This is a genomic window from Nocardioides ganghwensis (assembly GCF_014779655.1).
Classification (GTDB): domain Bacteria; phylum Actinomycetota; class Actinomycetes; order Propionibacteriales; family Nocardioidaceae; genus Nocardioides; species Nocardioides ganghwensis.
The window spans coordinates 79,192-92,838 of record NZ_JACXYX010000003.1 but is presented as its reverse complement, the minus strand read 5'-3'; the positions used below and the strand labels follow the sequence as shown (position 1 = coordinate 92,838).

Below are 13,647 nucleotides of genomic sequence, written 5' to 3'. Positions count from 1 at the left end.
GAGCATGCTGGGGACCAGGCTTCCCCCATCGCTCGAAGGCGGCACGCCATGATCCTGGTCGTAGGCGGCTCAGGTGATCTCGGACGTCGCGTCGTCCGACGCCTGCGCGAGGGCGGTGCACAGGTCAGGTGCCTCGTTCGCCCCGGTACGGACGGCTCCCCGCTGCGGGAGCTGGGGGCCGAGCTCGTGGCCGGCGACCTCACCGACCCCGACAGCCTGGTGGCGGCGTGCCAGGGTGCGCAGACCGTGGTGGCGTCGGCCACGGCGATCGGTCGGGTGCTGGCGGGTGCCAGACGTCCCAGCATCCACGAGGTCGACGAGGTCGGCATGGCATCGCTCGTCGACGCCGCGGAGCGCGCAGGCGTCGAGCGATTCGTCTACGTGTCGTACGCAGGCGTCGACTCGGCGCTCGGCACCCCTCTCGAGCGCGCGAAGGCCAGCACGGAGCGGCGGCTCGCGCGGTCGACGTTGCGACGAGTGGTCGTGCGGCCCGACGCGTTCCAGGAGGTCCACCTGGCACCCCTCGGACGCTTCGACATCCGCTCCGGCAGGGTCGCGGTGTTCGGGAAGGGGGACACCGAGCGGAGGTGGGTCGCCACCGAGGACGTGGCCGCGCTCGTGGCCGCAGTCGCCACCGAGGCCGATCCCCCCGACATCGTGACCTTCGGCGGGCCGGAGGCCATCAGCCGCAACGAGGCGATCCGCATCGCGGAGCAGGCGAGCGGGCGGACGTTCAAGGTGCAGCGCATGCCGCGAGAGGTGGCCCGGGCCGGCATGCGGATCCTGGCCCGCCCGTCACCGGCGATGGCGACGATCTTCGGCACCGGTCTGATGCTGGACCTGCTGCCGCTCACGTGGGACGACGCCCCCCTGCGGGACCGGGGCATCACCCCGCGCGCCGCCAGCGAGTGGATCCTCGAGCAGGCACAGCACCTGCAGTGAGCCCTGCCCGCAGCCGTGGCGTGCTCTCGGGCTGGGCCCACCCGCTACTTCTTCAGCTGTCCCCTGACCTCGCCCGCGGGCCACCGGGGAGTGTGCACGTTGACGTAGTAGGCCCCGGGGTCGGCGGTGATCGCAGCGAGCTCGGCCGGTGTCATGGCCGCACCATCGGCCGCCGTGATGCAGGCGCTGACCGTGCTGGTCGCGGCGGTCGGAGTCGCCAGCGGGACGACGACCGGGCCCGCGACGTGGCGCGGCGCGACGTGGATGTGTGCGGCGACCGGGGCGGCGGTGAGGTTGCGCACGCGCAGGGTGTAGCAGAGCGTGGACCCCGAGACGGAGTAGCTGAAGAAGCCGCTCCCCCCGCTGACGGCTCCGGGCGTCTCCTGCCCGGCGTTCAACGGGATCGCGCCGCCGTCCGCGCTCGCCGTGCCGGCGAGGAGCCCGCTGGCGACGACGCCGACGGCGAGCGCAGCGGTGAAGCGGGTGATCGTGTTCATGTCGACCTCCTGGGGGAAGAGCCGCATCGCTCCCGCTCCGCCAGGGCGCTCACACGCCGGCGGGGGCCTACGAGCCGGAACTTCACGTTACGCCCGTCCCCGACCCCTGTACATGCCCGACCGCCCGGGTCTGCCCCACGCCGTCGTACAGTCGCGGCATGCCGCGCCTCCCGCTCAGCGGGCACCATCTCCTTGCCGCCACGGGCGTCCGCTCCCGCGCGCGGCACCGCGCGGACCCTGCGGAGCTGGGGCACCCCGGCGGCCCGCCCTCGACCCGTGCCGCGCTCGGCGAGCTCGGGTCGGCGCTCGACGGCGTACGCCTGCTGGGCGCGCTGCCCCGCCTCTCGACCGCCCCGCGCGGCGACGGCCACCTCGTCGTCGACATCCCCGGGTGGCGGGCACCCGAGCTGTCCGGCGCGCCGCTGCGCGCCTACCTCAGGCGCCTCGGGTACGACGCCCGCGGCTGGGGCTTCGGCACCAACACCGGCGACCCCCGGCGCGACGTGGCGCGCCTGTCGAAGCGGCTGCTCGAGCTGGTGGACGACGCCGGTGAGCCGGCCTCGCTCGTGGGCTGGAGCCTGGGCGGCGTGATCGCCCGCGAGGTCGCGCGCCGGCACCCCGACGCCGTGCGCCGGGTCATCACCTACGGCACGCCGGTCGCGGGCGGACCGCGGCACACGACGGTCGCCCGGGCCTACCGCCGCGGCCCGGACCCCGACGCGCGTCGGGTCGCCGAGCGCCTCGACCCGACGGCCCCGATCCCGGTGCCGCTCACGATCCTCTTCTCCAAGCGCGACGGGATCGTGGCGTGGCAGGCCTGCCTCGACCACACCTCCCCCGACGCCGAGCACGTGGAGGTCTTCTCCACCCACATCGGGATGGGGATCGACCCGGACGTGTGGACGGTCGTGGCGGACCGGCTCGCGCAGCCGGTCGGGGTCAGGCGTCCACGACGGGGTTGACCAGGCGTCCGATGCCGGGGATCCGGCACTCGGCCACGTCCCCGGCACGCACGTGGATCGCCCCCGGCGTGCCGGTGGAGATGACGTCCCCGGGGAACAGCGGCATCACCGCACTGTGGAAGGCCACGAGGAAGGCCGGGCTGTAGCGCATGTGCTCGACCGTGTTGGTGCGCGTCTGGTCACCGTTCACCACGGTGGAGACCTCCACTGCGCCGATCGCCCCGAACCGCTCGAGGACCTCCGCCATCGGCACGATCTCGGGGCCGAAGGAGAAGAAGCCCGGGAAGTTCTTGGAGCGGGTCAGGAACCGCGGGTTGCGCTGAAGGATGTCCTCGGCCGTCTGGTCCAGGACCGTGGTGACCCCGAAGACGTGGTCGAGGGCGTCCTCCTCGGAGACGTTGCGGCACTCACGTCCGATGACCAGTGCGAGCTCGCCCTCCGCCGTGGTGCGCTCGCTCTGCGGCGGGATCGGGATCTCGTCGGCGGTGCCGATGATGGTGTGGTCGCCCTTGATGAAGGAGGCGGGCTCCTCCGGCACCGACTCGGAGAGGTCGGCGGCGTGGTCGACGTAGTTGAGGCCGATGCCCCAGATCTTGCGGGGACGACGGTAGGGAGCGGTGAACGTGACGTCGGCGGTCGGGCGGAAGTGCCCGGCGTCGGCCTCGGCGGCCGCGGCCACCAGGTCGTCGTACAGCCCTTCCTCCAGCACGGTGAGCAGCGAGGGCACCTGGCGGTCGCCGAGCGCCGAGATGGGTACGACGCCCCGGTCGGGGTCGACGAGTACGGGCACGTCGGTGCCGTGGTCGAGGATGGTGGCGAGTCGCACGAGGATCTCCTTGGGTGGTGTGGTCAGTAGGCGCCGACGAGGCCGCCGTCGACGCGGACCTGCTCGCCGGTGACGTAGCCGGCCTGCCGGGAGGCGAGGAAGGCCACGACCGCGCCGAACTCCGCAGGCTCGCCGTAGCGCCCTGTCGGGATCGCTGCCTCCGACGCGGCCCTCGCGTCCTCGGGCGTACGGCCGGTGCGCTCGGCCGCGGCGCGGTCGAGCTGGGCGACGCGGTCGGTGTCGATGCGACCGGGCAGCACCATGTTGACGGTGACGCCGTCGCCGGCGACGGTGCAGGCGAGCGTCTTCAGGTACGCCGCGAGGGCGGCGCGGCCCACGTTGGACGCGGTCAGCGTCGGGATCGGCTGCTGGACCCCGCTCGAGCCGACAGCCAGGATCCGGCCCCAGCCGCGCTGCCGCATCCCGGGCAGCACCGCGCCGACGAGGCTGATGTGCTGCTTGAGGAGCAGGTCGAACGCCGCCTGGGCGGCCTCGGCCGTGAAGGAGTCGGCCGCACCGGGCGGTGGACCTCCCCCGTTGAGGACCACGATGTCGACCTCGCCGAACTGCTCCCGCGCCCGGTTGACCAGCAGCGCGGGGGCGTCGGGGTCGGTCACGTCCGCGACGACGCCGGCCGCGGACGGGAGCGACTCCACCAGCGCGTCGACCAGCTCGGCCCGACGACCGACCACGACGACGTGGGCGCCCTCGGCGGCGAGGGCCTCCGCGGACGCGCGACCGAGCCCGGCTGTCGAGCCGAGGACGAGGGCGACCTTGCCGGTCAGTCCGAGGTCCATGGGGTTCCTCCTGGGGTGTGGGGCAGGTGGGCGAGGTGCTGCTCGATCAGCGGCACCAGGGGCGGCGGGAGCGTGGCGGCGGGCGGACGCACACGACCGGTCGTGAGCACGCCGCGGCGGCGCAGGATCTCCTTGCGGATCGCCAGCCCGATCCTGAGCTGGCCCTCGAAGTTGGCGAGCGGCAGCCACGGGGTCCACGACCGGTGGGCGGCGGCGAACCCGCCCGTGTCGTGCGCGTCGATCGTCGCCCGCAGGCCCTCGGGATGGCTCATCCCCGTCATCGCGCCGGCCGCTCCGCAGGCGAGCTCGTCGATGAGTCCGACGCCACCGAGGCCGCCGTACACCGGGGTCGCGACCGCAGCGGTCAGCGCGGCGATCGCGGACGGGGTCGGCGCGGACTCCGCCTTGACCGCCGCCACGAAGCTGCCGCACGCGCGGACCACGTCGACCAGGACGTCGGCGGCGACGGCGACACCTGAGGCAGCGGGATAGTCCTGCACGACGACGGGCACCCCGGTCGCGTCGTGGATCGCGGTGAGGTGTTCCACCAGGACGTCGGCCCGGGGGGAGTTGACCTGCACCATGAGCGCGCGAGGTGGACGCTGCGCGGCCTCCAGGCACGACTGCGCCTGGTCGACCGCGACGGCGGTGGTGCGGGCCGACAGCCCGAGCACGACCGGCAGGTCGGAGGCGGTCACGGTGCGGACGACCTCCTGCTGCTCGGAGCGCGTGAGCGCGTCGGCCTCGCCGAAGACGCCGAGCGCGACCACTCCCTGCGCCGACACCGAGTCGGCCAGCGCGAGCTGCCGCTCCAGCGAGGCGGCGTCGAGGGCGAGGTCGTCGTCGAAGGGCGACGCGAGGACCACCCAGAGGCCCCGGTCGAGGTGGGCCTGGCTCACCGCGCCACCTCGCGGCCCAGCACCACGTCGACCACGTGCTCTGCGATCGCCAGGCTGGAGGTCGCCGCCGGGGACGGGGCGTTGCGCAGGGCGGTGACCCGGTCACGGGTGGTGATCCGGAAGTCGTCGACCAGCGCGCCGCTCCGCTCCAGAGCCTGCGCGCGGATGCCGCTCGGGCCGGGCACCACGTCCTCGAGCCGGAGCTCGGGCACGTAGCGACGGGCCGCGGCGACGAAGCGGCGACGGCTCAGGGAGCCCGCCATCTCCGTCACACCGGTGCGCCAGTGCTGGCGGGCGAAGCGACGGAAGCCGTCGTACGCCGCGATCTCCCGCAGGTCCCGCGCGGACACGGTGCGCCAGTCGTAGCCCTCCCGTGCCAGGGCCAGCACGGCGTTGGGCCCGACCATCACCTCGCCGTCGACCCGGGGCGTCAGGTGCACGCCGAGGAACGGGTAGCGGGGGTCCGGCACCGGGTAGACGAGGCCGTTGACGAGCGAGCGGCGCTCGGGACGCAGCAAGAGGTACTCCCCACGGAACGGCACGACCTGCGGCTCCCTCGTGTCGCCCGCACGCCCAGCGGTGTGGTCGGCCCAGAGCCCCGTGCAGAGCACGACACGGTCGAAGCGCTCCTCGACCGTTCCGGCGGCGGTGCGGCCGACGAGCACCACACCGGTGCCGTCCTGCCGGATGTCGGTCAGCTCGGTCGAGAGGCGGACCGTTCCGCCGTCCTCCTCCACGAGCCCGGCGAGCCGGCGCGTGACACCCGGGAAGTCGACGATCGCCGTCGACGGCGAGTGCAGTCCCGCGACGCCACGGACGTGGGGCTCGATCTCACGCAGCTCCCCGCCGGAGAGTCGACGGATGCCGGGGACGCCGTTGGCGAGGGCCTTCGCCTCGATGGCTCCGAGCCGGCCCTCCTCCACCTCGTCGAGGGCGACGAGCACCTTGCCGCAGGTGTCGAAGGCGATGTCGTGCTCGTCGCAGAAGTCGCGCAGCAGGCCGACTCCTCGGCGGCACAGCGTGGCCTTGAGCGAGCCGGGCTCGTAGTAGAGGCCGGCGTGCACGACACCGGAGTTGCGGCCGGTCTGGTGCGCGGCGAGCCGGTCCTCCTTCTCCCACACGGTCACGGATGCGTCAGGGTCGCCGACCTGGAGCTGCCGGGCGACGGCCGCACCGAGGATGCCGCCACCGACGACGGCGTACGACGTCGCGGTCATGTCGAACCTCCGGTCGAGGCCTGCTGGTCGAGCCAGGGGCGGTCCCACGCGAGGTCCTCGTGCTCGCCGAGGAGCGGCGGCGGGACTCGCGACGCCGAGGCTGCGCCGTCGTAGCGGAGCGCACCGCCGGGCACGGCCACCTCGCCGAGCGTGGAGTGCTGCAGCTGGTGCACGAGGCCGAGGTGGCGCACCTGCTCCCAGTCGTAGACCTCGGGCACGCTGCGGATCCGTCCTGCGGGCACGCCCTCGCGCTGCAGGTCGGCGAGCACGTCCTCGGCCTTGCGCTCGGCGAGCAGCCCGTCGATCTCAGCCTGGAGTGCGTCGACGTGGGCGACCCGGTCCCGGTTGGTGGCCACGTCCGGTCGGGCCGGGTCGATGCCGACGACCGCGGCGAAGCGGCGCCACAGCGACTCCGAACCGACCGCGATGACCAGTGCCGCGTCGGAGCACCGGAAGGTGCCGTAGGGAGCGATCGACGGATGCCGGTTGCCCGTGCGGGTGGGCACCTGTCCCCCAGCGAGCCAGCCGGCGCCGTGGAAGGCGTGCACCGACGTGACCGCCGCGAGCAGGCTCGTCTCGACGGCCCGACCGACACCAGTCGTCTCGCGCTCGCGGAGGGCGGACATGACCCCGAAGGCACCGAACATCCCGGCCAGGATGTCCGCGATGGGCAGCCCGACGCGGGTCGGGTCACCGTCCGCGTCACCGGTGAGGCTCATCAGGCCCGCCTCCGCCTGGACGATCTGGTCGAACCCCGGGCGCGTCCCGTCGGGTCCTCCCGAGCCGAAGCCGGTGATCGACAACGTCACCAGTCGGGGGTTGGCCGCGCGCAGGGAGGCGGGGTCGAGGCCGAGGCGGGCGAGGAGGCCGGGGCGGTAGTTCTCCACCAGCACGTCAGCGTCGGCGCACAGGTCGCGGAGCCGCCGGGCACCCTCGGAGGACTTGAGGTCGAGGCGCACCGAGCGCTTGCCGCGGTTGGCGGAGAGGAAGTACGCCGACTCCTCGCCCGTACCGGAGGCGGCGCCGGGGCCGGGGGCTGCGAACGGCAGCCAACCGCGGCTGTCGTCACCCGCGGGCGGCTCGACCTTGAGCACGTCGGCTCCGACGTCGGCGAGCATCATCGTGGCGTAGGGGCCGGCGAGTGCGCGGCTCAGGTCGACGACGCGTACGCCGGCCAGGGACCGGTGGTCTCGGGACGCGTTCATGACCGTCCTCCTCCCATCAGCTTGAGTCCGACGCTCATCAGCACGATCACCGACGTGATCCTCAGGACGTGGATCGACAGCACGACGGGCACGTTGGCCCTCACGTCGGCCGAGAGCGCGCCCATCTGGGCGATGCCGCCGGGGGCGGTGGCGAGCAGCGCCGTGTAGGCGTCGAAGTCGGTGAAGCGCCACAGCCCCCAGGCGAGCGCCAGCCCGAAGACGAGGAACAGCGCGACCGTGAGCAGGATCGGGACGGCCGCGGAGCGCAGCGCCGTCAGCGACTCCCGGGTCACCGACTGCCCGAGCAGCGCGCCGATGGCGACGTACACCACCCACTTGACGCTGCCGGGGGCCGGCCAGCTCAGCTCCGTGGCCAGCGACAGGGCGGCCACGCCGATCATCGCGCCGAGCAGCGGTGCCGCCGGCAGCCGCAGGAGGCTGGCGACCACGGCGCCGGCGATCGCGGCTGCCGCGGTCGCAGCGACTCCGGCGATCACGTGGAGTCCACGCGTTCGGTCTCCGGCTCACGGTCGGTCGAATCCGCGACGGTGTCGGTGGTCGCGGGTGGCGTGTGCTCGCCGCCGGGGAGGCCGCCGCTCCTGCGTGCGCGACGACGACGCATGGCGCCGTAGCGCGCGATGCCGCGGGCGGCCGCCCTCTTGATCAGCACGGTGACCAGGGGGAGCACCAGCAGCAGCACCATGAGGACGAGCAGGGCCCGCGAGGTGCCGCGGTCGAGGAAGATGCCGAAGCTGCCGCCGGAGATGATCATGGTCTGGCGCAGCGACTCCTCCGCCATCGGGCCGAGGACGAGGGCGATCACCAGTGCCGCGGGCGAGAACCCGAAGCGACGCATGAAGAAGCCGAGCAGGCCGCAGCCGAGCATGATCGCGACCTCGACGATCGAGCCGTTGACGGTGAACGTCCCGAGGACGCAGATCACGATGATGGCCGGGCCCAGCACGCGGAACGGGACGCGGGCGATGCTGGCGAAGGCCGGGATGCAGAACACGTTGACCAGCAGCAGCATGATGTTGCCGAGGAACATGCTGGCGATCAGGCCCCAGGCGAACTCGGGGTTCTGCGTCATCAGGAGCGGGCCCGGCTGGAGCCCCCACATCATGAAGCCGCCGATGAGCACGGCGGTCGACGCCGAGCCCGGGATGCCGAGGGTGAGGAGCGGGACCATGGCGCCCGAGGACGCGGCGTTGTTGGCCGCCTCGGGGCCGGTGAGGCCGGGCATCGCGCCCTTGCCGAACTTCTCGGGCGTCTTCGAGACGGACCGCTCCAGGTTGTAGGACATCAGCGACGCGACGGTGGCACCCGCGCCGGGGGTGGCGCCGACGAAGAAGCCCAGGAACGAGCCGCGGGTGATCGGCCCGGCCGACTCACGCAGGTCGTGCCCGGTGGGCCAGAAGTCACGGGACCGTGCGGACACGTTGAAGTAGGCGAGCTTCTCGAGGTGGCCGCCGCGCCACAGGGTGTGCAGGATCTCGCCCACGCCGAACAGGCCGATGGCGACCGGGATGAAGTCGATGCCGTTGATCAGCTCGACCGAGCCGAAGGTGTAGCGCTGCTGGCCGGTGCCGATGTCGATGCCGACGGTGGCGATCGCGAAGCCGATCAGTGCCGACAGGGCGCCGAGGAGCCGGTTGCCGCCGATGATGACGATGAGGGTCAGCAGCCCGAGGATGACGACCAGGAAGAGCTCCGGCGGGCCGAAGGTGGCCGCGAGCGACGCGGTCATCGGCGAGGCGACGCTGATCAGGACGGCGCCGATCGTGCCCGCGACGAAGGAGCCGATGGCGGCCATCACCAGGGCGGGCCCGGCGCGGCCCTGCTTCGCCAGCGGATAGCCGTCGAACGTGCTGGCCACCGTGGCCGACTCGCCGGGTGTGTTGATCAGCACCGACGTGATCGTGCCGCCGTACATCGCCCCGTAGTAGACCGCCGCCAGCATCACGACCGCACCCGTCGGGTCCAGGGTGAAGGTCAGCGGGAGCAGGATCGCGAGGCCGGCCGAGGGGCCGAGACCCGGCATCACACCGACGATCATGCCGAGCATGACGCCTGCCAGCAGCAGCAGCAGGTTCATCGGGGTGGCGACGGCGACGATGCCGTTGGCCAGGTTGTCGAAGGTGTCCATGTCGGGTCTCCGGTGTCAGAAGCGCGGCAGGATGCCCTCGGGCAGCCCGGCGTTCAGGAGGGTCTGGAGCAGCAGGTACATCGAGAGCGGGATGCCGATCGCGATGACGGCGTTGACCACGTGGCGCCCGCGGTTGAGCAGGCTGAGCATGACCATCAGGAACAGGGCGGACGAGATGATCGCGCCCAGCGAGATCAGCGTGGCGGCGAAGACTCCGGCCGCCAGGACCATGATCGCCAGCAGTCGCGGGTGCTTGCCCAGGTCGGCCTCGCCGACCTCGTCCTCCAGGGCCACGACCTCGTCGTCGCGCGGGGAGCGGATGGCGGCGACGAGGCCCCACAGGGTGAGAGCGACGCCGGCGATCCCGACGACCCGGGGGAAGAACCCCGGCCCGATCCGGCCGGCCTGGGTGCGCCACTCGAGGGCGAAGGCCATCTCGGTGTAGACAGCGAGCACGACCAACACCGCAGCGAGGAAGACCGTCTTGGGACGGACCCACCCCGCGACCCGGCCCGAGGGCCGGGTCGCAGGGCGTGCGGTGTCAGCCAGGTTCACAGTGCACCCAGCTCGGTGAGCTGCTCCTCGAAGGCCGTCTGGGTCTCGTCGAGGTAGGTGGTGAAGTCCTCGCCCCACCGCTCGTCCTCGAGGAGGAAGTTCTCGTCGAGGTAGGCCTGCCACTCCTCGGTCTCGACGACCTCCTGCATCGTCTCGACCCACCAGTCCTGGGCCTCCTGCGGAGCGTCGGGCGGCAGGATCAGCCCGCGCGGCATGGAGGGCAGGTCACTGACGCCGTTCTCCTCGCCGGTCGGCACGTCCGGGAGGGCCTCCAGGCGCTCGGGACCGGTGAACAGGAGCGGGGTCACCTGCCCGGCCTCGATCTGGCCCATGATCGACCCGGGGTTGGAGATCATCGTGTCGATGGCGCCCGAGAGGAGGGAGGTCTGCATCTGCCCCTCGTCGTTGTAGGGGACGTACTCGATCTCGTAGCCCTCGGCGTCCGCGACCATCTGCTGGATGATGTAGTCGACGTTGACCGTCCCGATGCCGCCCACGACGACGGAGCCCTTGCCCGTGGCGTAGTCCACCCACTCATCGTAGGTCTGGAACTCGGCGTCACCGGCGGCGATCATCAGGGCGTTGTCCGCGGCCAGCAGGCCGACCGGCGTGAAGTCGGTGGGCTCCCAGCCGGTGTCGGCCTGGAGCGGCGTGGTGATGAAGGACCCGGACGTGGTCGAGATGCCGTAGCCCTCGCCGGCCTGGTTCAGGAGGTAGCCCCACCCGGTGGCGCCGGAGCCGCCGTCGCGGTTCTCCACCCGGATGTTCTCGGGGTAGAGGTCGTTGCGCTGGAGGATGTCCACCATCGTCCGCGCCATGATGTCGTTGCCGCCGCCGGGGCCGAACGCGATCGTCCAGTCCATGTCCTCGGACGGGTACGCGCCCCCCGACCCGCCGCCCGAGTCACCGCCGCAGGCGCTCAGCGTCATCATCAGCGCTGCCGCTGAGGCGAGCGCGATCCTCGTGTGCTTCATGGTTCCTCCTGGTTGCGAGGCACGGCGACGCCGTGCCGGTTCGAGAGTGGTCGTGGTTCACACCGCGTCGAGGCGTTGCCACGAGCCGGTGCCGAGAGCTGTGAGGCGCCCCTGGTCGTCTTCCATGCGCGACTCGAGGTGCACGATGCGGCGCCCGGCGCGGATGACGCGCCCGGTGCAGGTGCCGGTGCCCGTGAGGGGCCGGAAGAACCGCATCTGCATCTCGATCGTCACGGCGGCGGACAGGAACCGCTTGCAGAGGTGACCCATCGAGATGTCGAGGGCCGTGGTGATCACGCCGCCGTGCACCGTCCCCTGTGGGTTGCACAGGTGCGGGGCGTAGGGCAGGACGACGGTGCAGGTCTGCTCCGACTCGTCGTAGGAGATGTCGAGCTCCAGGAACCGGCTGAGGAAGAACGACCCGAACTCCCACGTGGGGTCGGACGCCGCTGCGCCGGCCAGCGCCGACACCGCGTCGGCGTCGACCCGGGGGGCCGGGAGCCCGGTCTCGGTGGTGGTCATGTCAGGACCAGGTGAAGTTCGGGGAGCGCTTGGACATGAACGCCTGGACGCCCTCGGTGAAGTCCTCGGTGTCGAACGAGGAGTTGCGCAGCTCCGTGGTGGCCTCGTCGTCGCGCACCTGGCCGGCCACGACCTTGTCGACCATGACCTTGCCGGCACGCACGCTGAACTGCGCTCGGCTGCACACCGTCTCGGCGAAGCCGTACGTCATCTCCTCGAGCGCGTCGGCGTCGACGACCTCGTCGAACAGGCCCAGCTCGTAGGCGCGGTCCGCGGGGATCTGGAGTCCGGAGAACAGGATCCACTTCGCGCGGGAAGGGCCGACCAGGTCGACCATCCGCTTGGTCGACTCCAGGCTGTAGACCAGGCCCAGCTTGGCGGGCGTGATCGCGAACTTGGCGGCCCGGTCGGCGAACCGGATGTCGCAGGCGAGGGCCAGCCCCGCGCCACCTCCGATGCAGTAGCCGTGGATCATCGCGATCGACGGCTTGGAGAGCTCCTCGATCGCGTGCTCGGCGGCAGCGACCTTCTCGTTGTAGGCCTTCGCCTTGGTGGCGTCGCTCCGCTCCGCCTCGAACTCGCTGATGTCCGCGCCGGAGGCGAACGACCGCTCGCCGGCACCCCGCAGGACGACGACCTTGACCGTCGGGTCGCTGTCGAGGTCCCCGACCACGTCGGGCAGGTCGCGGTACATCGCGACGTTGATCGCGTTGTGGCTCTCGGGACGGTTGAGGATCACGGTCGCGACGGCGTCGCGTCGCTCCACCACGATGTGGTCGGACATGTCAGGCCTCGTCATTCGTTCGGTCGTGGAGGTGGGGGCGGGCGTCGAAGACGACCTCGTCGGCGAAGAGGGCGGCGATGTCCTCCTCGCTCGTGCCGATCTCCCGGAGGACCTCGGCGGTGTGCTGGCCGAGCCAGGGGGCCGGGCCGCGCACGGAGTAGTCCATGGCGGAGAACTTCGTCGGCGGACCGATCGTCTTCATGTCGCCGATGACCGGGTGGTGCAGCTCGGTGACCATGCCCCGGGCGACCACGTGCGGGTCGTCCAGGGTCTCGTCGAAGGTCAGCACGGGGCCGCACGGCACGCCGACCTGGTCGATCGTCTTGATCCACTCCTCCGTGGTGCGCGTGGACGTGATCGCCTCGATCTCGCGCTCGAGCTCCTCGATGTGGGCCATCCGGTCGGGGAGCGTGAGGAAGCGCGGGTCGTGCTCCCACTCCGGGCGGTCGAGCGCGCTGAGCAGTCGCAGCCACAACCGGTCGTTGGCTGCGCCGATCGTCACGTAGCCGTCGCTGGTCCGGTAGGCCTGGTAGGGGGTGGAGCGACGGTGCCGCGTGCCCGTGGGCTGGGGCACCTCGCCGGCACCGAAGTAGGCGCCGGACTCCCAGACCGCCCAGGCGAGGCCGGCGTCGACGAGCGAGATGTCCATGTACTGACCCTCGCCGGTGGCCATCCGGTGCATCTGGGCCGCCATGATCGAGTAGATCGCGGTGGCGCCGGCGGCGATGTCGTTGACGGCGATGCCGACCTTGGCGGGACGTCCGCCGGGTTCGCCGGTCATCCGGAGGAACCCGACCATGCCCTGCGCCATGATGTCGAAGCCCGGACGCTCGCGGTAGGGCCCGGTCTGGCCGAAGCCGCTGATCGAGCAGTAGAGGATGTCCTCGCGCACGGCCTTGACGCCTTCGTACCCGATGCCGAGCCGGTCGGCGACGCCGGGCCGGAAGTTCTCGATCACCAGGTCGGCCTGCTCGGCCATCGCGAGGAACAGCTCCCGGCCGCGGTCGGTCTTGAGGTCGAGGGAGACCGAGCGCTTGCTGCGGTTGGGCATGGCGAAGGGATAGCTCTCGCCGTCCACCTTCGGCGCCATGCGACGCGAGTCGTCTCCGGTGTGCGGCTGCTCGACCTTGATCACGTCGGCCCCCAGCTCGGCCAGCACCATCGTGCAGTAGGGGCCGGACAGGAAGCGGGTCAGGTCGAGGACACGGAAGCCGTCGAGTGGACGTCGGGGAGAGGTTTCCCGTATCGTGGGATTGCTTGCCGTCATGTGGGAACTGTGGCACACGCCACACGGGCCGTCAAGGGTCTCGTCGACGTCGGG

15 protein-coding genes are annotated in these 13,647 nt (G+C 72.0%); 2 read left to right on the top strand and 13 right to left on the bottom strand.

The window, feature by feature from the left end:
* The first annotated feature begins 48 nt into the window (after positions 1-48).
* Positions 49-942: an SDR family oxidoreductase gene (locus IEZ24_RS04495; RefSeq protein WP_129453139.1), complete on the top strand. Its 894-nt coding sequence runs from the start codon at positions 49-51 to the stop codon at positions 940-942.
* A gap of 44 nt (positions 943-986) precedes the next feature.
* Here the strand turns inward: IEZ24_RS04495 and IEZ24_RS04490 are convergent, their stop codons facing one another.
* The gene (locus IEZ24_RS04490; RefSeq protein WP_165355943.1) at positions 987-1,439 is read right to left on the bottom strand and encodes a CHRD domain-containing protein; all 453 of its coding nucleotides are present in this window, start codon (positions 1,437-1,439) and stop codon (positions 987-989) included.
* 158 nt (positions 1,440-1,597) lie between these two features.
* On the opposite strand from IEZ24_RS04490, the gene IEZ24_RS04485 reads away from it, so the two are divergent.
* Positions 1,598-2,401 (top strand): esterase/lipase family protein, encoded by an 804-nt coding sequence (locus tag IEZ24_RS04485; protein WP_129453141.1) that lies wholly within the window; start codon positions 1,598-1,600, stop codon positions 2,399-2,401.
* On the opposite strand, the gene IEZ24_RS04480 is transcribed toward IEZ24_RS04485, so the two are convergent.
* From IEZ24_RS04480 to IEZ24_RS04425, 12 genes are all read right to left on the bottom strand, one after another.
* The gene (locus tag IEZ24_RS04480; RefSeq protein WP_129453142.1) at positions 2,379-3,227 is read right to left on the bottom strand and encodes a fumarylacetoacetate hydrolase family protein; all 849 of its coding nucleotides are present in this window, start codon (positions 3,225-3,227) and stop codon (positions 2,379-2,381) included. The genes IEZ24_RS04485 and IEZ24_RS04480 overlap by 23 nt on opposite strands.
* 23 nt (positions 3,228-3,250) lie before the next feature.
* A complete protein-coding gene (locus IEZ24_RS04475; RefSeq protein WP_129453143.1) occupies positions 3,251-4,024 on the bottom strand; it encodes an SDR family oxidoreductase in 774 nt (257 codons plus the stop codon).
* On the bottom strand, positions 4,009-4,923 hold the full coding sequence (locus IEZ24_RS04470; protein WP_129453144.1) for a dihydrodipicolinate synthase family protein: 915 nt from the start codon (positions 4,921-4,923) through the stop codon (positions 4,009-4,011). The genes IEZ24_RS04475 and IEZ24_RS04470 overlap by 16 nt, the downstream gene beginning before the upstream one ends.
* Positions 4,920-6,140 carry an L-2-hydroxyglutarate oxidase gene (gene lhgO, locus IEZ24_RS04465; RefSeq protein WP_129453145.1) on the bottom strand — a complete coding sequence of 407 codons (1,221 nt, stop codon included), beginning with the start codon at positions 6,138-6,140 and terminating at the stop codon, positions 4,920-4,922. Before lhgO ends, IEZ24_RS04470 begins: the two co-directional genes overlap by 4 nt.
* A complete protein-coding gene (locus tag IEZ24_RS04460; protein ID WP_129453146.1) occupies positions 6,137-7,345 on the bottom strand; it encodes a CaiB/BaiF CoA transferase family protein in 1,209 nt (402 codons plus the stop codon). Before IEZ24_RS04460 ends, lhgO begins: the two co-directional genes overlap by 4 nt.
* Positions 7,342-7,842 carry an AbrB family transcriptional regulator gene (locus IEZ24_RS04455; RefSeq protein WP_129453147.1) on the bottom strand — a complete coding sequence of 167 codons (501 nt, stop codon included), beginning with the start codon at positions 7,840-7,842 and terminating at the stop codon, positions 7,342-7,344. The genes IEZ24_RS04460 and IEZ24_RS04455 overlap by 4 nt, the downstream gene beginning before the upstream one ends.
* Positions 7,839-9,491, bottom strand: a complete 1,653-nt coding sequence (locus IEZ24_RS04450) for a tripartite tricarboxylate transporter permease (protein ID WP_129453148.1) — start codon at positions 9,489-9,491, stop codon at positions 7,839-7,841. Before IEZ24_RS04450 ends, IEZ24_RS04455 begins: the two co-directional genes overlap by 4 nt.
* A gap of 15 nt (positions 9,492-9,506) precedes the next feature.
* Positions 9,507-9,956, bottom strand: a complete 450-nt coding sequence (locus IEZ24_RS04445; RefSeq protein ID WP_275938070.1) for a tripartite tricarboxylate transporter TctB family protein — start codon at positions 9,954-9,956, stop codon at positions 9,507-9,509.
* Between the two features lie 86 nt (positions 9,957-10,042).
* Complete coding sequence (locus IEZ24_RS04440) at positions 10,043-11,020, bottom strand: Bug family tripartite tricarboxylate transporter substrate binding protein (RefSeq protein ID WP_129453150.1); 978 nt, start codon at positions 11,018-11,020, stop codon at positions 10,043-10,045.
* Between the two features lie 57 nt (positions 11,021-11,077).
* Positions 11,078-11,542 (bottom strand): PaaI family thioesterase, encoded by a 465-nt coding sequence (locus tag IEZ24_RS04435; protein WP_129453151.1) that lies wholly within the window; start codon positions 11,540-11,542, stop codon positions 11,078-11,080.
* A 1-nt stretch (position 11,543) separates the two neighbouring features.
* A complete protein-coding gene (locus IEZ24_RS04430; protein ID WP_129453152.1) occupies positions 11,544-12,326 on the bottom strand; it encodes an enoyl-CoA hydratase-related protein in 783 nt (260 codons plus the stop codon).
* A 1-nt stretch (position 12,327) separates the two neighbouring features.
* Complete coding sequence (locus IEZ24_RS04425; RefSeq protein ID WP_129453153.1) at positions 12,328-13,593, bottom strand: CaiB/BaiF CoA transferase family protein; 1,266 nt, start codon at positions 13,591-13,593, stop codon at positions 12,328-12,330.
* Positions 13,594-13,647: the final 54 nt, after the last annotated feature.